The 17774-nt window shown below is 65.4% G+C and carries 16 protein-coding genes and 1 tRNA gene; 8 read left to right on the top strand and 9 right to left on the bottom strand.

Features of this window, described 5'->3' with window-relative positions; all coding sequences use genetic code 11:
• The first annotated feature begins 24 nt into the window (after positions 1 to 24).
• The 5 genes from rfbF to AYJ57_RS26220 are packed head-to-tail and all read left to right on the top strand — an operon-like array spanning position 25 to position 4418.
• On the top strand, positions 25 to 795 hold the full coding sequence (gene rfbF, locus AYJ57_RS13170) for a glucose-1-phosphate cytidylyltransferase (RefSeq protein ID WP_066106071.1): 771 nt from the start codon (positions 25 to 27) through the stop codon (positions 793 to 795).
• Positions 780 to 1880 carry a CDP-glucose 4,6-dehydratase gene (gene rfbG / locus AYJ57_RS13165; protein WP_066106068.1) on the top strand — a complete coding sequence of 367 codons (1101 nt, stop codon included), beginning with the start codon at positions 780 to 782 and terminating at the stop codon, positions 1878 to 1880. The genes rfbF and rfbG overlap by 16 nt, the downstream gene beginning before the upstream one ends.
• Entirely contained in the window at positions 1877 to 3112 is a 1236-nt protein-coding gene (locus tag AYJ57_RS13160; protein WP_237220156.1) for a class I SAM-dependent methyltransferase, read from the top strand. Before rfbG ends, AYJ57_RS13160 begins: the two co-directional genes overlap by 4 nt.
• Positions 3112 to 4002, top strand: coding sequence for an NAD-dependent epimerase/dehydratase family protein (locus AYJ57_RS13155; protein ID WP_066106063.1), 891 nt, complete (start codon positions 3112 to 3114; stop codon positions 4000 to 4002). Before AYJ57_RS13160 ends, AYJ57_RS13155 begins: the two co-directional genes overlap by 1 nt.
• Positions 3999 to 4418: a GtrA family protein gene (locus AYJ57_RS26220; protein ID WP_193789491.1), complete on the top strand. Its 420-nt coding sequence runs from the start codon at positions 3999 to 4001 to the stop codon at positions 4416 to 4418. Before AYJ57_RS13155 ends, AYJ57_RS26220 begins: the two co-directional genes overlap by 4 nt.
• Here AYJ57_RS26220 and AYJ57_RS13145 read toward each other — a convergent pair.
• From AYJ57_RS13145 to fabG, 4 genes are all read right to left on the bottom strand, one after another.
• The gene (locus AYJ57_RS13145; protein ID WP_066106061.1) at positions 4378 to 6474 is read right to left on the bottom strand and encodes a hypothetical protein; all 2097 of its coding nucleotides are present in this window, start codon (positions 6472 to 6474) and stop codon (positions 4378 to 4380) included. The two genes, AYJ57_RS26220 and AYJ57_RS13145, sit on opposite strands and share 41 nt — an antisense overlap.
• Positions 6471 to 7559, bottom strand: coding sequence for a glycosyltransferase family 2 protein (locus AYJ57_RS13140; RefSeq protein WP_217621105.1), 1089 nt, complete (start codon positions 7557 to 7559; stop codon positions 6471 to 6473). Before AYJ57_RS13140 ends, AYJ57_RS13145 begins: the two co-directional genes overlap by 4 nt.
• A gap of 360 nt (positions 7560 to 7919) precedes the next feature.
• A complete protein-coding gene (locus AYJ57_RS13135; protein WP_007800270.1) occupies positions 7920 to 8153 on the bottom strand; it encodes an acyl carrier protein in 234 nt (77 codons plus the stop codon).
• A gap of 218 nt (positions 8154 to 8371) precedes the next feature.
• Complete coding sequence (gene fabG, locus AYJ57_RS13130; RefSeq protein ID WP_066106055.1) at positions 8372 to 9109, bottom strand: 3-oxoacyl-[acyl-carrier-protein] reductase; 738 nt, start codon at positions 9107 to 9109, stop codon at positions 8372 to 8374.
• A 179-nt stretch (positions 9110 to 9288) separates the two neighbouring features.
• Between fabG and AYJ57_RS13125 the strand changes: the two genes are divergently transcribed.
• On the top strand, positions 9289 to 10251 hold the full coding sequence (locus tag AYJ57_RS13125; RefSeq protein WP_066106051.1) for a homocysteine S-methyltransferase family protein: 963 nt from the start codon (positions 9289 to 9291) through the stop codon (positions 10249 to 10251).
• A 396-nt stretch (positions 10252 to 10647) separates the two neighbouring features.
• Here AYJ57_RS13125 and AYJ57_RS13120 read toward each other — a convergent pair whose 3' ends face one another.
• From AYJ57_RS13120 to AYJ57_RS13110, 3 genes are all read right to left on the bottom strand, one after another.
• Positions 10648 to 11691 carry a quaternary amine ABC transporter ATP-binding protein gene (locus AYJ57_RS13120; RefSeq protein ID WP_066106046.1) on the bottom strand — a complete coding sequence of 348 codons (1044 nt, stop codon included), beginning with the start codon at positions 11689 to 11691 and terminating at the stop codon, positions 10648 to 10650.
• Between the two features lie 11 nt (positions 11692 to 11702).
• Complete coding sequence (locus tag AYJ57_RS13115; protein WP_066106043.1) at positions 11703 to 12743, bottom strand: ABC transporter permease; 1041 nt, start codon at positions 12741 to 12743, stop codon at positions 11703 to 11705.
• A 112-nt stretch (positions 12744 to 12855) separates the two neighbouring features.
• Complete coding sequence (locus AYJ57_RS13110) at positions 12856 to 13842, bottom strand: ABC transporter substrate-binding protein (protein WP_066106041.1); 987 nt, start codon at positions 13840 to 13842, stop codon at positions 12856 to 12858.
• 441 nt (positions 13843 to 14283) lie between these two features.
• On the opposite strand from AYJ57_RS13110, the gene AYJ57_RS13105 reads away from it, so the two are divergent.
• Positions 14284 to 15306: a phosphatase PAP2 family protein gene (locus tag AYJ57_RS13105; protein WP_066106038.1), complete on the top strand. Its 1023-nt coding sequence runs from the start codon at positions 14284 to 14286 to the stop codon at positions 15304 to 15306.
• 81 nt (positions 15307 to 15387) lie between these two features.
• Here the strand turns inward: AYJ57_RS13105 and AYJ57_RS13100 are convergent.
• Positions 15388 to 15472: transfer RNA gene (locus AYJ57_RS13100), tRNA-Leu, on the bottom strand.
• A gap of 156 nt (positions 15473 to 15628) precedes the next feature.
• Here AYJ57_RS13100 and AYJ57_RS13095 point away from each other — a divergent pair.
• Positions 15629 to 16126, top strand: a complete 498-nt coding sequence (locus AYJ57_RS13095; RefSeq protein ID WP_066106035.1) for a Hint domain-containing protein — start codon at positions 15629 to 15631, stop codon at positions 16124 to 16126.
• A gap of 24 nt (positions 16127 to 16150) precedes the next feature.
• On the opposite strand, the gene AYJ57_RS13090 is transcribed toward AYJ57_RS13095, so the two are convergent.
• On the bottom strand, positions 16151 to 17689 hold the full coding sequence (locus AYJ57_RS13090) for a bifunctional ADP-dependent NAD(P)H-hydrate dehydratase/NAD(P)H-hydrate epimerase (RefSeq protein ID WP_066106031.1): 1539 nt from the start codon (positions 17687 to 17689) through the stop codon (positions 16151 to 16153).
• Positions 17690 to 17774: the final 85 nt, after the last annotated feature.

The following is a 17774-nucleotide window of genomic DNA, read 5'->3' as shown; positions in this document are numbered from 1 at the left end:
CACCGAAGCCACGGAGGGATCGACGTGAAATGTGTGATCCTTGCGGGCGGCCTTGGCACCCGTCTTGCGGAAGAGACCGTGCGGATCCCAAAGCCCATGGTAGACATCGGCGGCTACCCGATCCTGTGGCACATCATGAAGATATACAGCGCCCATGGGATCAACGAATTTATCGTATGCCTTGGCTATCGAGGCTATGTGATCAAAGAATATTTCGCCAATTACTTTCTGCATTCCTCGGATGCCACCATTGACCTCTCGACCGGCAATCTGCGGATCACCCGCAACCAGTCAGAGCCATGGGTGATCCATATGATCGACACTGGCCAGACGGCGATGACCGGCGGGCGGTTGAAGCGGGTGCTGCATCTGGTCGAGGACGATGAAGCCTTCTGCCTGACCTATGGCGATGGCGTCGCGGACATCGACCTGACCGCCGAGCTTGAATTCCACCGCAGCCATGGACGACTTGCCACCGTCGCCGCAGTGCCGCCCCCGCGCCGCTTTGGTCGGCTGGAGCTCAATGGCGACGAGGTCACCTCTTTTTCGGAAAAGCCCTTGGGCGAAGGCGGGCTGATCAACGGCGGGTTCTTTGTGCTGTCGCCGGACGTCGGCTGTTATCTGGAAGATGACGCAACCGTCTGGGAGCGCGAGCCCCTGATCAGCCTCGCCTCTGACGGCCAGTTGCAGGCCTTTGAACATCGGGGCTTCTGGCAGCCAATGGACACGGTGCGCGAGCGTCAGGAACTCGAGGAGCATTGGTCGAGCGGCAGGGCCCCATGGAAAGTATGGTAGCGGCGCAGCGACTGGCCGGACGCCGTGTGCTGGTGACCGGGCACACCGGGTTCAAGGGCGCATGGCTCGCCGCTTGGCTGGCCGAGCACGGTGCGAAGGTCACCGGCTATGCGCTGCCCGCCGAGCCGGGCGAAAGCCTCTGGCGAATGCTGGACGATGGCCGCATCCGCTCGGTAGAGGCCGATCTGAACGACCGGGCGGCGCTTGACGCCGCCATCGCCGATTGCGATCCCGAAGTGGTGTTTCACCTTGCGGCGCAAGCGCTGGTGCGGCGGTCCTACCGCGAGCCGGTGGCGACATTTGCCTCGAACGTGCTTGGAACGGTGCAATTGCTGGATGCGCTGCGCGCCGCGCCCTCCTTTCGCGCGGCAGTGGTGGTGACCTCCGACAAGGTCTACGAGAACAGCGGTCAGATCTGGGGATATCGGGAAACCGATCCGATGGGCGGGCATGATCCCTACTCTGCCTCAAAAGGCGCGACCGAGATCGCCGCAGCGGCCATGCGCCGCTCGTATTTCTACGGGCCCGGCGCCCCCCATCCTGCGCGCATCGCCTGCGCCCGCGCGGGCAATGTGATCGGCGGCGGCGATTGGGCCGAGGACCGGCTGGTGCCCGACATCGTGCGCGGCTGTCTTGGGGCCACCGGGTGTGTGGTTCTGCGGCAGCCCAATGCCATCCGGCCATGGCAGCATGTGCTCGAGGCGCTGGATGGATACATGCGCCTCGCGGGGGCGCTGCTTGACGGCGCGCCAGTGGATCAGGGATGGAATTTCGGCCCAAGCCGCGACGACGAGCGCCCGGTGATAGATGTGGCGCGGGCGGTGGTTGCCGGCTTGGGTCAGGGCCGGATCGAGATCGATCCCGCTGCCGCCGATCTGCACGAGGCCCATCTGCTGCGGATCGATGCCACACAGGCGCGGACCGCGCTGGGGTGGACCCCGGCGCTTGGCTTCACCGAGACCGTCGCGATGACCGCCGATTGGTATGGCGGGCTGCACCGCGGCACCCCTGCCGCGGCGCTGTGCCGCGCCCAGATCGCCAGCTACGAGGCCCGCCGATGTGCCCAGACGGAGACGCCGTGTTGACCGACCATCCCCCCTGCCGCGCCTGCGGCGCCCCCCTGACCCTCACCCTTGTGGACCTTGGCTTGTCACCGCTGGCCAATTCCTATGTGCCGCTGGACCAGAGCACCACTCAGGATGCGCGCTACCCGCTGCACGCGCGCGTGTGTCAAAGCTGCTGGCTGGCGCAGGTCGAAGACGCCGTGCCCGCCGAGCAGATTTTCTCTGCCGATTATGCCTATTTCTCGTCTTTCTCGGAGAGCTGGCTGGCCCATTGTCGCCGCTACGCCGAGGCGATGACCGACCGGCTTGACCTCGGGCCGCGCAGTCTGGTGATCGAGATCGCCTCGAACGATGGCTATCTGCTGCAATATTTCGTCGAGCGCGGCATCCCGGTGCTTGGGGTCGAGCCTTCTGCCGGGGTGGCCGAGGCCGCCATTGCCCGCGGCGTGCCGACCGAGGTGGATTTCTTCGGCGAAGCTTTGGCCAGACGGCTCAAATCCGAAGGGCAGCGCCCGGATCTCATCTGCTCGGCGAATGTGCTGGCGCATGTGCCCGACATCAACGATTTCGTGGCAGGCGTGGCGGTGCTGCTCGAGGCAAACGCAATCTACACGGTGGAATTTCCGCATCTGCTGAACCTCATCGAGAAGGTCCAGTTCGACACGATCTATCACGAGCATTATTCCTATCTGTCGCTGCTCGCGGTGGAGATCCTTTTCGCCCGGCACGGCCTGCGTGTCTTCGATGTCGAGCAGATCCCGACGCATGGCGGCTCGCTTCGGGTCTTTGCCTGCAGGAGCGAGGCGGACCATCCCGAAGGTCCGGGTCTTGCAAAAGTGCGCGCGCAGGAAAGCGCGGCAAAGCTGGACGAGGCCGCCGGATATCAGGGCTTTGCGCCGCGCTGCGAAGACCTGCGCGACGGGCTCCTCGCCTATCTGCAGGCGGCCAAATCCGAAGGCCGCCGGGTCGCCGCCTATGGTGCCGCCGCCAAGGGCAACACGCTGCTGAACTATGCTGGCATCGGGCCGGACCTGATCGCCTATTGCGTCGATCGCAACCCGGCCAAGCAAAGCACCCTTCTGCCCGGCAGCCGCATTCCGGTGCACCCGCCAGAGATGCTGCAAAGCTGCCGTCCCGACGATCTGCTGATCCTGCCGTGGAACATCCGCGACGAGGTGACCCGGCAAGAGGCCGCGCTTGCCGAGAAGGGCACGCGCTTTGTCACCGCAGTGCCGCGGATCGCCTTCGGCTGATGGCGCGGGTGCTCGTCACCGGCGCCACCGGGCTCATCGGGCGGGCGGCAGTGGCCGCGCTTGCCGCGCAGGGCCATCAGCTGTGGGCGATGTCGCGGCGCGGCAGCGCCCTGCCCGGCGCAACCCCCGTCGCCTGCGATCTGACCGACCCGACCGCCCGCAAACACGCCGTGGCGCATGCTGAGGCCGACACGCTCCTGCATCTGGCTTGGCTCACCGGCCCGGCGCGCTGGCACGGCGCGGAAAATCTGGACTGGGTGCGTCACTCGCTCGGCCTCGTTCAGGACTTCGCCGCCATTGGCGGCCGCCGGGTGGTCGCGGCGGGCAGCTGCGCTGAATATGACTGGAGCGCGGGCACATTCAGCGAGGCGACCCCCCTGCGCCCGGCAACCGCCTATGGGGCCGCCAAGGCAGCCACCGGTCTGGCGCTTTGCGGGGCCGCGCCTGCGCTCGGGCTTTCGCTCGCATGGGCGCGGATGTTCTTTGTCTTCGGACCCGGCGAGCCAAGGGGGCGGCTGTTCGGCGACCTGATACAGGGGCTTGCCGCTGGCGAGACGGTGGCCTGCACCGACGGTCGCCAGAGGCGCGATTTTCTGCATGTAGACGATCTTGGGCGGGCGCTGTCGCTGCTGTGCGATGCCGAAGACCTGACCGGAGCCGTCAACGTCGGCCATGGCGATCCGGTGGAAGTGCGGCAGCTGATCGGAGAGCTGGCGCGACAATTGCACGCCGAGAACCGGGTCCTCCTTGGCGCACGCCCGCGCGCTGCGGGGGACCCCGATCTTCTTGCCGCCGATGTCACACGCCTGCGCGCCGCGCTTGGGTTTCGTCCAAGGCTCAGCTGGCCCGAGGCAGTTACCGCGGTTCTGCGGGCCGAGGAGGTTCTGTGAGGCGTTTGTCGGCGGCGCTGAACACGCCAGATACCCTTCGCTTCATAAAGTTCCTTGCGGTGGGTCTGCTCAATACGCTGTTTGGCTATGTGGTCTTCGCCCTGCTGGTCATGCTGGGCATCCCGCCGCAACTGGCCTTGGCGCTGGCCTTCGTGCTTGGTGTGCTTTGGAACTATCAAACCCATGCCCGGCTCGTCTTTGCCGTGCGCGGTTTCCAGCGGCTGCCGGGCTATCTGGCCGCCTATCTGGCCATCTACGGCATGAATGCCGGGGCGCTGGCCGCTCTGATGCATCTGGGGCTGGGCCCGGCGCTTGCGCAGGCGCTGTTTCTGCCGGTCGCCGCGGTGCTGTCTTATGTCGCCATTGGCCGGGTGCTCACTGGCTGCTTTCCGTGGCGCCGCCCTGCCCCTCGCTGACCCAGCCTTTCGGGCCCAGACGCACATGCGACGTGCCACGCTCTGGATAGAGGGCTGCTGCGGCGGCATCGGCCTCAGGTCCCAACGCGCGCAGAAAGATCGGCTTGTCGGGCGGCAGGAACGGATCGTTGAGAACCAGCGCCGATTGCACATCGCCCTCGGTGGAGACAAACACCAGATCCGTGCCGAAATCCTCGAGCCTTAGCCCCGCGTAATTGCCGCGGAACTGGTAGTATTTCACCGCCCCGCGCCACGCGGTGAACACGCAAAGCCCGCTGATGCAGAGCAAGGCGACAACCGCCCAGAGCCGCGCCTGCGCGGCAGCAGGCAGCCGGTCCTTCAGCGCCAACAGCCCGGCGGCGGCGGCGTAAAACACCGGCAAGCTGGCGATCGTCCAGTAGCGCGGACCGATGTAGAAACTGCCCGCGAACCAGTAGAACACCAGCCCGCCCACCGTCACCGCAAAAAGCGCGAACAGAAACCACGCGGCAGCGCCGGGCCGCGACCAGCGCCGGAACAGCAGCAACAGCACCGCAAGCGCCGATCCCGTCGCCCATCCCAGCGCCTCGAGGTTGAGCGACGCCATGTTCTGCAGCGTGTTGATCGTGCCTTCATAGAGCGAATGGCCCGCGCGAAAATCAAGCAGCTGCCACGAGCCTGCGGGCGGCCCGAGGTCCGGGCCAAAGCCAAAGGCGTTGCGGGTCGTGGGCCATTCGGCCTGAAGGTACCGCGCCAACGGCGCGACCAGCGGATTGCCGGTCATCGCCCAGTTGTAGGCGAAATAGACCATCCCGGTGATCAGGCAGCCCGCGCAATAGCCAAGCACCGCGCGCCACGGCAAGGGGCGCAGGGACAGCAGCGCGGCGCCGGTAACGACGCCCGCCACCAGCCCGTCGTATTGGCGCGTGGTAAACACCCAGCCCATGGCCAGCCCGCCCGCCACCGCCCAAGGCAGTGACAATTGCCCGCGTGACCCCTCACGCAGCGCGCCGCCGCGCACCAGACACCACCAGCCCAGCAAGGCCATGCAAAGCGCGGTGCTTTGGGTCATCAGCGATGCGCCGGTCGCCAACAGCCATGGCGAGCAGGCCATGAGCCACGCGACGAGCGCCGCAAGCGCGCGCTGCCCGCTGGCCCGCCGCACGAGGTCATAGGCGATCAGCACCGCAAGCGCCGTGAGGATGGGATTGACCAGCCAAGCCGCCCCTGCAAGCGTGCCGAGCGCCAGCAGTAGCGGGTATCCCGGCGCGGTGGTGCAGAACCAGCGCCCGTCTTGGATATCGAGCAGATAGTAGCTCAGCCCCTCGCGCAGCGCCTCGGGGGGCGCGGGCACCGTCAGATGTCCGCTAGCGAGTGTCTTGGCCTGAAACAGATAGCACAGATCATCACCCACATGCGGGATGTTCTGAAATGCATAGCGGGCCAACAGCGCAGAGGCGATCAGCGCAACCGCGCTTGCGGCCAGCGGCACTGCGCCGCGCGGAAGCCGCAGCAGCTTCGGCCCGGGCACCAGCAGAAGCGCGCCGAGCGTCGCCACCTGAAGCGCCGACATCACCCCGCCGCGCAGAATGTGCGCGACATACTCCGCAGGCTGCCCATTGGCGGCGTAACTGGTGGGCGAGACCGACAGCAGCGCCAGCCCGCAAAGTAGCCCCAAAAGCCGCACCAGCGTCCCGGCACGGCCAAGCACGGCGCAGAGCTCGATGCGCTGGCGCCAGAGCACATGCAGCGTCACCACCACTTGCAGGGCAAGGGCCACCAGCGCGATCAGGACGGGGATGCTCAGGGGCTTCAGCGCAAGCGACGGAAACCACACCCCGCGCAGCAGCATCAGCCGCCCCGCGCTGCCCAGCAGAAACAGCCCCGCAAGCAGACCAAAGCTGCGATAGCCGCGCAGGGCCAAGCCGCCGCCCAGCACCAAGGCCAGCACTGCGACCGCCGCCAGCCACCCCAGCACCCTTGCCTCGCGCGCGCCTAGCTCGGCTGCGAAGGCAGGCGCCGCGCTCGCCCAAAGCCCCAAGACCGCCAGCGCCGCGCATCGGCCCGCCAGCCTCATCCGCGCCCCCGCGAGCGTCCGGTTGGCGGCGGCTCATCCGCGACGTTCAGCCGTTCCCGTTCCACGACCAGAGGCCCGCCCCGCACCTGGCTGTGGATCGCCGTGATGTACTCGCCAAGCATGCCGAACATCAGCATCTGGATGCCCGACAGAAAGAACAGCGCCACGATCACCGTCGTTATGCCGCGCGGCGCGGCATCGGGGGCGGCGAAATAGATGACGACGGAGGCAATCGAGAAAAGGATGGAGGCCAGCGCAATCACCAGCCCCAGCAGCGTGCAAAGCCGGAGCGGCGCCCGGGTGAAGGCGAAGATTGCGTTCAGCGCCTGATCCGTCAGCATGCCGATATTGTGCTTTGAAACGCCGCGGCGGCGGGCGCGCCAGAAGTAGGGCACGATCACCCGGCGAAAGCCGCAAGAGGCGATGATGCCCCGGATATAGGGATATTGATCGTCGTGGCGCAGCACTGCCTCGAGCACTTTGCGGTCGATGAGTTGAAACTCTCCCACCGAGGGCACCAGTTCGACGTCGGACAAAGCGTTCACGATGCGATAGAAGATCCCGCGCGCGGCGCGCATCGTCCGGCTCTCGTCCCGCTCGTTGCGGGCCCCGGCGGCGATATCATAGCCGCTTTCCCAAAGTTTGACGAACTCCGGGATCAGTTCCGGCGGGTCCTGCAGATCGACCGGCAAAAGAACGATCACCGCATCGCCAGTCGCGTAGCGCAACGCATTGAAGGACGAGCGGAACACCCCGAAATTCCGCGCATTGAACACGACCTTGATCGCCGGATTGGCCGCTGCCATCCGCCTCAGGATCTCTGGTGTCTGATCGGTCGACCCGTTATCCGCGAAGACATGCTCCAGCCGATAGTCCGGCAGGTGCTCGTCAAAAATCTGCCGCACGGTATTGGCGCAGACCTCGACATTGTCTTCTTCGTTGTAACAGGGCGAAACAACGGAAATAGTTTTCATTTCAAATTTGCAATTTTTGGAAATACAGAAATCTGAACTTATGGGGTTCAAAATACCCCACAGAGCGCCGCTTGCACAGCTTCCATGTGAAGAAGAGACCTCTGAACCCAAGAAGCCGCCAATTCTGTCTATGCATTTGGCAGATCTGTGGGCCTTCGCAACACGTGCCGACCCGCAGGATGGCCGCGATCAAGTTGCTTGGTCGGCATCACGCATTGGCGTCCTACGACCGACCATGAGCAGCCGCCAGTCTACGCAGCACGGAAGCGCCAGTATGGCACATCTAATCCGATGTGGTTCAGAGGCGGCTAAGACGATCTGCAGATCTTCCCTCTGCAGAAAACCCTCCACTATGTGTCTTCGGAGCGCGTGTAGGTCTAACTGAATGTCGCTACAAACATATACTCTGAAACACAAAACGGCGCCCGCGAGGGGCGCCGTTTGCAACTCCGGTGACGGAGTCGGAAAAGCTCAGGAGGCTTCCTTGATGAACTTCACCGCGTCGCCGAAGGTCTGGATGGTCTCGGCTGCGTCATCGGGGATCTCGATGCCGAACTCTTCTTCGAAGGCCATCACCAGTTCCACGGTGTCGAGGCTGTCTGCGCCCAGATCGTCGATGAAGGAGGCGCTCTCGGTCACCTTGTCTTCTTCAACGCCCAGGTGCTCTACCACGATCTTGCGCACGCGATCAGGAATATCGCTCATTCTTATGTCCTCACAATGTCCTTGGGCCGTTTGACCCATCTCTTGCCCTCGCCCCAGCGGGGTGGCTGCTCAATCCGCCCGGAACCGGGCAGCGTATCCCCGGCTGGCCGGGAGCGACCGAAAAGCACGCAAGGCCCTCTCCAGTCAAAGTTCCTGCGCGCCTATAGCATACGCGCGCAGGATGGCAAACGCTTTCCGAGATGCCCGAAGGCACCCGGTCAGAGCATTGCCATACCGCCGTTCACATGCAGCGTCGCGCCTGTGACATAACCAGCTTCTGCGCTCGAAAGATAGAGCACCGCTGCGGCAATTTCATCGGCGGTGCCCATACGGCCCGCGGGAATCTGGCTCATGATGCCCGACTTCTGATCGTCGTTCAGCTTGTCGGTCATCGCGGTCTCGATGAAGCCCGGGGCCACCGCGTTGGCGGTGATGCCGCGACTCGCAACCTCATAGGCCAGCGATTTGGTCATGCCGACGAGGCCCGCCTTGGCCGCGGCATAGTTCGCCTGACCGGGGTTGCCCGTGGCGCCGACGATCGACGAGATATTGATGATCCGGCCCCAGCGCGCCTTCATCATGCCGCGCATCACGCCCTTGCAGAGCTTGAAGTTGGCGGTGAGGTTGACGTCGAGCACCGACTGCCATTCCTCGTCCGACATGCGCATGAAGAGGTTGTCGCGGGTGATGCCGGCGTTGTTGACCAGAATGTCGACCGCGCCCATCGCCTCGGCCGCCTGTTTCGGCAGCGCCGCCACGGCTTCGGGGTCCGAGAGGTTGCAGGGCAGCACGAAGGCGCGCTCGCCCAACTCGTTCGCCAGTTCCTGCAGCGGTGCCTCGCGGGTGCCCGAGAGCCCCACCGTTGCGCCAGCGTCATGCAGCGCCTTGGCGATGGCGCCGCCGATGCCGCCCGATGCGCCGGTGATCAGCGCGCATTTTCCCGTCAGATCGAACATAAGGTCCGTGCCCCTCTCGTTTTGCCGTAAATCTTTCCGGGCGATATGGCATCCCCGCCGTCCTCGGGCAAGGGCAAGCACCCTCAGCCCGGCATTGGCCTGCCGCCTGACCTGCCACCGCGAACTCGTCCGAGATGTGCTATTCTCACCAGAGTACCGACGTCGGCGAGGAGGACCGCATGGCCAAGGCAACCACATTCCCGCGCGTGCAAGGGCTGCTCTATCTGACGGAGGGCGGCACCGAGACCGAGGTCATGTATCGGCACGGCCATCCTCTGCGCGAGTTTGCCATGTTCGAGTTGATGGACAAGCCAGCGGCGGTCAGGGACCTGCGCGACATGTACCACCGCTATCTCGATGCCGCTGCCGAACATGGGTTTGCGGCGCTGCTTTCGGGCTTTGACTATCGGGCCAGTCCGGACTGGGGAGAGAAGCTGGGCTATTCCGCTGAAGGCCTGCGCGAGATGCAGCACAAATGCATCGACTTCCTGCGCGAGGTCGCCCGCCCCTACGAGGGGCAGTTGCCCCGCGTCGCGATCGCGGGCTGTGTGGGTCCGCGCGGCGATGCCTATGCGCTCAACCGCGAGATCACCGCCGCAGAGGCCGAGGAGTACCACACGGCGCAGATGCAGACGCTCCGCGCGTGCGGCGTCGATCTGGTGTGGGCGGCGACGATCAACAATGTGCCCGAAGCGGTGGGCCTCTCGCGCGCCGCCGCAGACGCGGGCCTGCCGCTGAACCTGTCGTTCACCCTCGACAGCAGCCATCACCTACGGTCGGGTCCAAGCCTGCGTGAGGCCATAGAGGCGACCGATGCCGAGGCAGGCGAGTCGGCTCCCGACAGCTATGGCATCAACTGCTCGCACCCGGTGGAGTTCGAACCGGCGCTGGAGCCCGGCGTATGTACCGAGCGCCTGCGCTCGCTGCGGCCCAATGCGGCGAAGATGGACAAGGTGTCGCTGTGCAAGCTGGGGCATATCGAGGAAGGCGACCCGGTCGAGCTGGCACGCATGATGGGCGATCTGGCACGGCGCTATCCCGGCATCGATATCTGGGGCGGGTGCTGCGGCAGCTGGGACCGGCATTTGGGGCTGATCGCCAGCGCGGTCCGTGCCGCGCGCGAGGCCCCGGTAGCTGTCTGAATCGACGGGGAAAAATCTTCGCTCGGAAATCCGATAAATTCACTCAACTATATGAATTTACTCATTTTTTTCACGCAAGCCCTTGCGCACCCCGCGGCGGACGGTTATCTGAGGCTCAAGACAGCAAGCCAGCCCAGACGCCAGCCAGCTATCGATCTCCCCGCCAGCCGAAACCACGCCGCGCCCCAGCGTCTTTACGACAGCCAGGCAGCCACGCAGCTTTCCGCCAGTGACCGGAGACGCCCTCCCCCCGCTCGGATCGCAGCTGTTCCCGAAGGAACGCGCCACGCCCCCGCAGCGGGTTGCGCCAGAGCGTTGCGCCAGACGGCCCGCATGAAAAAGCCCCGCGACCTTTCAGGGACGCGGGGCTTTTCCTTTTCACCGGAGCGCTGCGGCTCAGGCGGCCTCTTCGGCCACCCGCGGCACCAGCGCGCGCATCACATCCGCCATCTCGATCACGCCCACCGGCTTGTCGCCGCGCAGTACGCGGAAGCGGCGGTCCATCTCGCCGCCCGCGGCGGCGATGACGCTTTCGAGGTTGTCGGTGTGCTGCACATCGCCGCTGAACAGCTCGCCGCCAGGCACGCCCTTGTGCATCACCGAGCGCACGCGCAGCACGCGGGCGCGGTTGATGTCGGCGACGAACTCTTCGATATAGGGATCGGACGGGTTGAGCAGGATATGCTGCGGCTCGCCCTGCTGCACCACCGCGCCATCCTTCAGGATCACAAGGTGATCGGCCAGCTTCAACGCCTCATCAAGGTCGTGGGTGATGAAGATGATCGTCTTGTGCAGCTCTTCCTGCAGCTCCAGCAACAGATCCTGCATGTCGGTGCGGATCAGCGGGTCGAGCGCCGAGAAGGCCTCGTCCATCAGCATGATGTCCGAGTTCGACGCCAGCGCGCGGGCGATGCCCACCCGCTGCTGCATCCCGCCCGAAAGCTGGTGCGGATATTGCTCGCCGTTGCCCGAAAGGCCGACCCGGTCGAGCCACTTCTGCGCCTCGGCCTCATAGTCGGCCCGCTTCACGCCGCGCGTCGCCAGCGCCATGCCGGCGTTTTCCAGCACGGTGCGATGCGGCAGCAGCGCGAACTTCTGGAACACCATCGACATGTTCTCGCGGCGGAACTTGCGCAGGCGGGTCTCATTGAACGACAGGATGTCCTCGCCGTTCACGATAACCTCGCCCGCGGTGGGTTCGATCAGCCGGTTGAGGTGGCGGATCAGCGTCGATTTACCCGAGCCCGACAGGCCCATGATCACGGTGATCTCGCCCTCGCGCATGTCGACGTTGATGTCGTCGAGCCCGAGCACGTGGTTCGAGGTCTCCAGCAGATCGGCCTTCGACTTGCCCGCCTTCACCTCGGCCAGCGCGCCTTGCGGGTCCTCGCCGAAGATCTTGTAGAGATTGCGGATCGAGACTTTCACAGTGTCTGTCATGTCATCCTCCTTCAGCGGCTGGACTGGCTGGCGTCAATGCGCGCGAGCGAGGCTTTGGTCACACGGTCCAGCGCGATGGCCAGCACCACGATGCCAAAACCCGCCACCAGGCCGGTGCCCAGTTCGAGGTTGCGGATGCCGCGCAGCACGAGGATGCCGAGCCCCGGTGCCGAGACCATCGAGGCGATGACCACCATGGCAAGGCTCATCATGATCGTCTGGTTCACACCGGCCATGATGTTGGGCAGCGCCAGCGGAATCTGCACGCCAAAAAGCTTCTGACTCTTGGTCATGCCGAAGGCATCGGCGGCCTCGATCACGTTCTGATCGACGAGGCGGATGCCAAGGTCGGTCAACCGCACCACCGGCACGATGGCGTAAAGGATCACCGCGATGCCGTAGAGCTTTGGCTCGGTCACCGAGAAGAGGAAGATCAGCGGGATCAGATAAACGAAGGGCGGCAGCGTCTGCAGCATGTCGAGCACCGGGATCGCCACGCGCTGAAGCCTGTCACTGCGCGACATGGCGATGCCTATGGGCACCCCGAAGAGAACGCAGATAAAGGCGCAGACGAAGATGATCGCGAGGGTCTGCATCGCCACCGTGTAATGGTCCACAAAGGCCAGCAGACCAATCACAGCGGCCACGAGGCCCACGATCTTCCACGACCGCGTCACGGCCCAGCAGATCAGCAGCAGGATCGGCACCATGATCCACCATGGTGTGTCGGACATCACCCAAAGCGACTCGCGCAGCATCCAGCTGAGCGGCTGGGTGAGCGGATCGACCACCACGCGCAGCGCATCGCGGATGCCCAGAAAGCCCTGCTCGAGCCCGTCGGTCAGATCGCGGGTTTCGGGAATCGCGCCGCATGCGTCGTGCAGCGCATCGAGCGAGGGAAAGGGAAGATCCCAAAGCGAGGTTGCCTCGGCGGCATCGCCGCCCTTGGTCTTGGCCAGCAGGTCGGCCATGGACATGGGGCCATCACTGGCCCCGCCATCGCACCAATCCCGCAGCCCCAACGTGTCGAACAGACCGTCATATGTTGCCATGTATCGATGTCCGGACCCTCTGCGGGCCCGCCCTGAATTGTGAAACTAAAAGAACGGGACCGCGCCCGGCGGCCCCGTTCGAGCGGGCGCAATGCGCCCTTGGGTCATGCGATTACTGCAGCAGCTGCGAGAGCTTTTCCTGCGCGTCCTCGTTCAGCCAGCCCTGCCACTCGCCCGAGTTGGCGGTGATGAAATGCACGGCGGTCTCTTCAGCCGAGGCGTTGTTCTCGTCCTGCCATGCCAGCAGGCCGCTCATGGTCGAGGTTTCGAACTTCATGTTGCGGAAGAACTCGGTCACTGCCGGGTTCTCTTCGGCGAACTCTGCGGTCACCGCGGTGAGGATCGGCGCGGCGGGGAATTCCGAAACCTGCGGGTCGGGCGTGTCGGGGTTCTGCAGGTTGTTGAAGGCGGACTCGTCGTAGTCGCCCAGCTTGACCTGCGTCATGTCGTATTTGCCCATCGGCACGGTCGGACCCCAGTAGTAGCCGAACCACGGCTCACCGTCGGTGACCGCCGCGCCCATCGAGGTGGCCAGCGTCTCGCCCGAGCCGTGGTTGAACACTTCGATGCCCGCGCCTTCGAGATCAAGCGCGCGTACGAGGTTGTCCGAGACCACGCGGCAGCCCCAGCCGTCGGGGCAGTTGTTGAAGCGGCCGCCGACCAGTTCGGGGTTCTCCATCACTCCCTCGATGGTGGTCAGCTCGGGGTGCTCTTCGGCCAGCGCGGTGGGAATCCACCAGCCTTCGACGCCGCCCGGCTCCAGCACCGAAGTCAGTTCGACCAGCGAGCCGCCCTCTTTGAGCTTCTTGTAGGCATCGCCTGCCGAGTTCATCCAGAGGTTGGTGATCACGTCCGGCTCGCCGTTCTCGGCCACCGAGGTCATCGCGGGCACGGTGTCGGACTGCACGAGGCTCACGTCGCAGCCATAGCCCTGCTCGAGCATGAATTTCGCGACATTGGTCGTCACCTCGGCGGCGGCCCAGCCCATCTGCGCGATGGAAACGTCGCCGCACTGGCCCGCGTCATCCTGTGCCTGCGCCGCGAGGGGCAGCACCAGAGAGCCGACAAGAGCGGTGGAAACGAGCGTCAGCTTACGCATGGGTAAACTCCTTACAAACTTAAATGGGAGGATTTCACAACGACGCCGAGCCGCCTGAGGCGTCCGGGGGTTCGGATGGCCGCGCAGGAACGCGGCGCAAACAGACCTCTTTTTGTCGTTTTTGGTCATCGAAGCGGTGCCTAACAAGCCAGTCCCCGAGGTGCAAACAGTTGACCTGTTAACGCGAGCGAAACGCTATGTGCTTGCGCGCACGTTGATTTCCGGCGCGGCCGCGTCATATTCCAATCGTTTGTCCGCCTGTGGCCCGTTTCGCCCAGCTGCCCAGATGACAGCACCGTTGAGCCTGCGCCACAGCGGCGGGCCTAGCTGCGTGCCGCTCTTGCGCTGGTGGGTCTGTGAAGGAAAACTTTCCACAAAATCCGCATCCTGACGCCGCAATCTGGCGATAGAGGCCGGATTGAGGCAGCACCGCAGCGAGGCATGATGCAGGCAACACCGGCGTTCCGTTTCTTCGTGTTCGGCATTTTCTATGCGGCGGCGTCGCTGGCGTTCGCCCTGCTCACCCGCGACGGCGTGTTCGACCATCTGCTCAGCTCGCTGGCCGTGGGGACGCGCGTGCCGGTGCAAATGTTCACCCTGTTCTGCATCGTGCTGGTCTTCGCCTTGCTGCGCGCCAAGCGCCGCAAGCAAGAGACCGTGGCCATGGTCGCGCTGCAGATCACGCTGGCCTACCTTGGCGTGGCGGCGCTCAACTTCGGCTTCACCCTGTTCAAGACCGGCATGCCCGCGCTGCTGCCCTATTTCGCCGATCCGCTGCTCGCCGATCTCGACGCGTGGCTGCATGGCGGCACCGACGCGTGGCGGCTGGTGGATGATACGCTGGGCTCGGATGTGGCGCGGCAGATCCTGCCGGTCTATCAGGGGCCGTGGCTGCTGCTGGCGTTTCTCTTCCCGGTGCTGCTGGTGGCGACGGATGATGACAGCGCGCGCGTGAGCCGCTTTCTCACGCTCTATTGCGCAGCGTGGGTGCTGATCGGCAACCTTCTGGCGCTGGCGGGGCTGTCGGTGGGGCCGATCTATTATGACCGGCTTCTTGGCACCTCACGATTCACCGAGTTGCAGCAGATGCTGGACACGCAGGGCGTCGATCAGATCTTCCTCGGACAAGTGCAGGAGTTTCTCTGGCGGATGTATCGCAGCGGCAAGCACGCACTGGGAACCGGCATCTCGGCCTTTCCCTCGGTGCATGTCTCGGTGGCCTTCACCGTCACGCTGTACTGTCTGGAGCGCTCGGCTCTGCTGGTGCTCCCCGGCCTCGCCTTCGCTGCATCGATCCTGCTGCTCTCGGTCTGGAGCGGCTATCACTACGCAATCGACGGCTATGTCTCGATCCTTGCCATGCTGGGCCTTTGGGGCTGGCAGCACCGACGCGCCCGCCGCCCGAACGGGATCCCGTCGCAAACCGTGGCGGACGCCGCAGCGCGCGAAACACAGGGCAGCTGACGTCGCGCAACCGTGGCCAAAGCGCCACAGCCCCTAGGGCGCAACACAGACCAGCTCAGAATTTCCCGAAGAAGATCAAGATGGTGCGGGTGGAGGGACTTGAACCCCCACGCCTTGCGGCGCCAGAACCTAAATCTGGTGCGTCTACCAATTTCGCCACACCCGCACACGGGCGCGCGAAGCGCCCGGATCGGGCGGATCTCTAGCAAAGAGCCACAGGCGAGGCGAGAGGAAAAATCACCTTCCAGAAAACGCGCGACTTTAATCTGCCATTGACGTAGGGTCTGGCAAAACGAGGCAGTGATAAAGCAGGACAGCGCCCATGGAACCGAAAACGGTCCGGCGCGACGACGGGGCTCTTCCCGCGCGCCATATCGATTCTTCGTGCAGGCTGAACGCGCTTGTGGCTGGCACTACGGTGCTGACCCTCGATGGCGCCTTGCCGGCGGAATATCTCTCTCCGGGCGACCGGGTCATCACCCGCGACAGCGGCGTCGCCATTCTGCGTCGGGTCCGCCATTTTCGGCGCGCCGTCGCCATGGTGGCGATCACGGCCGGGTCGCTGGGCAATTCGCGCCCCGAAGGCGACACGGTGCTGCCCGCCGATCAGGAGATTCTCATGCGCGGCTGGCGCGCCTCGGCGCTGTTTGGGGCCAGTCAGGCGCTGGTGCCGCTGAGCCGGATCGAGGATGGCCATTTCGTGCGCGCCTTGGGCCATCGCTCGGCCATCCTTGTGGCGCTCAGCTTCGATCAGCCGCATATCCTCTATGGTGACGGGCTGGAACTGGCCTCGGCCGATCCGGTGCCCCTGCCCGCGTGAGCGCCTGCCGCCGACGCCTGGCGCCTATGCAGCAAACTCGGCGAGCACCTGTGGCAGCACCTCGGGCAGATCTTCGGCGATGAGGCCGGGGCCGAATCTGCGCGCCGCCTCCACATGTAGGAAGGCCGCTGTCTCCGCGGCCTGCATCGGCTCCGCGCCGCGCGCCATCAGCCCGCAAATCAACCCCGCCAGCACATCCCCCGCGCCCGCCGTGGCGAGCCATGGCGCCGCGCGGCCATAGACCGCCGCGTGGACCGACGCCGCCCCATCCGGCGCCGCGATCACCGTATCGGCGCCCTTCAGCAGCACCGTGCAGCCCGCGCGCGCCGCCGCAGTACGCACCGCATCGAGCTTTGAGAGCGCCGGTCCTTTGGTCGCGGGCGCGGACAGCCCCGCGGCGATGTCGGGGAAGAGCCGCGCGAACTCGCCGCCGTGCGGCGTCAGCACGCAGCCTTGGTGTAGGCAGGAAAAGAGCACCTCCGGCGCCTCGGCAAAGGCGCTGAGCGCATCGGCGTCCAGCACCGTCGCCCGCCCGGCCATCAGCGCTGCGGGCACAAGCGCGCGCGCCCTGTCGATGCCGAGCCCCGGCCCGAGACAAAGCGCATTGAGCCGCCCGTCTTCGAGCATCGCCGTCAGATCCTCGGCCTCTTCAATGCGGCGCAGCATGAGAGCGGTGATCTGCGAGGCCACCTCCATCTGCGCGCCGCCGGGCGCGCCCAGCGTCACCAGCCCCGCGCCGACACGCAGCGCCGCGCGCGCCGCGAGCCGGGCCGCGCCCGTCCTGCCGAAACCGCCGCTCAGCACCAGCGCATGGCCGTAGCCGAACTTATGCCCCTCGCTCTTGCTCAAGGCCACGCTCGGCCCGGTCACAAGCTGCGCCGCGCCCGCGCAGGGCGTGTCCTCCAGACCAATATCCACCACGTCGAGCGCCCCGCAATAGCCCGGCCCCTCGGCGAGGAAATGCCCCGGTTTCGCGCTATGAAAGGTCACCGTCAGATCGGCGCGGAGCATCGCACCCGGCCCGTCGCCGCTGGTCAGAACGCGCCCCGAATCCGCGCAGAGCCCCGAGGGCACATCCACCGCCACGCGCTGCCAGTCCTGAAACTCCGGCGCCTCGAAGCGGGCCAGCGCCTCGGCGATCTCGGGGCCCAGCCCCCGAGTCAGACCGGTGCCAAAAAGCGCGTCGATCAGCACGCCTTGCCCGCCGCTCAGTTGCGGCGCCTCCGTGAACAGCCCCACCGGCCCCAGCTCGCACCAGCGCCGGTGATTCAGCGCCGCATCGGGCGGCAGGCGCTCGGCATCGCCCAGCAGGAAAACCTCTACCTCCCAGCCCGCGCCATGCAGCATCCGCGCGATGACCAAACCGTCGCCGCCGTTGTTGCCCGGGCCGCAGAGCACAATCGCCCGCTGCGCCTCAAGCTCGATCTCGAGCCAGCGGCGCCCGATCGCAGCCACCACACCGGCGCCCGCGTGCTCCATCAATTCGGCGCCGCTCACTGCCCCGCTTTGGATCGCAGCCTGCTCGGCGGCACGCATCTGCGCACTGGTCAGGAGTGCTGACATTGCTCGGATCCTCAAGTTTTCAAACTGCTCACTTAAACGGCGACTTGCGCAAAATGTAACCACATGCCAAAAATCGCCTCATATT

The organism is Salipiger sp. CCB-MM3, assembly GCF_001687105.1.
Taxonomy (GTDB): domain Bacteria; phylum Pseudomonadota; class Alphaproteobacteria; order Rhodobacterales; family Rhodobacteraceae; genus Salipiger.
This window is presented reverse-complemented; position numbering and strand designations above follow the sequence as displayed.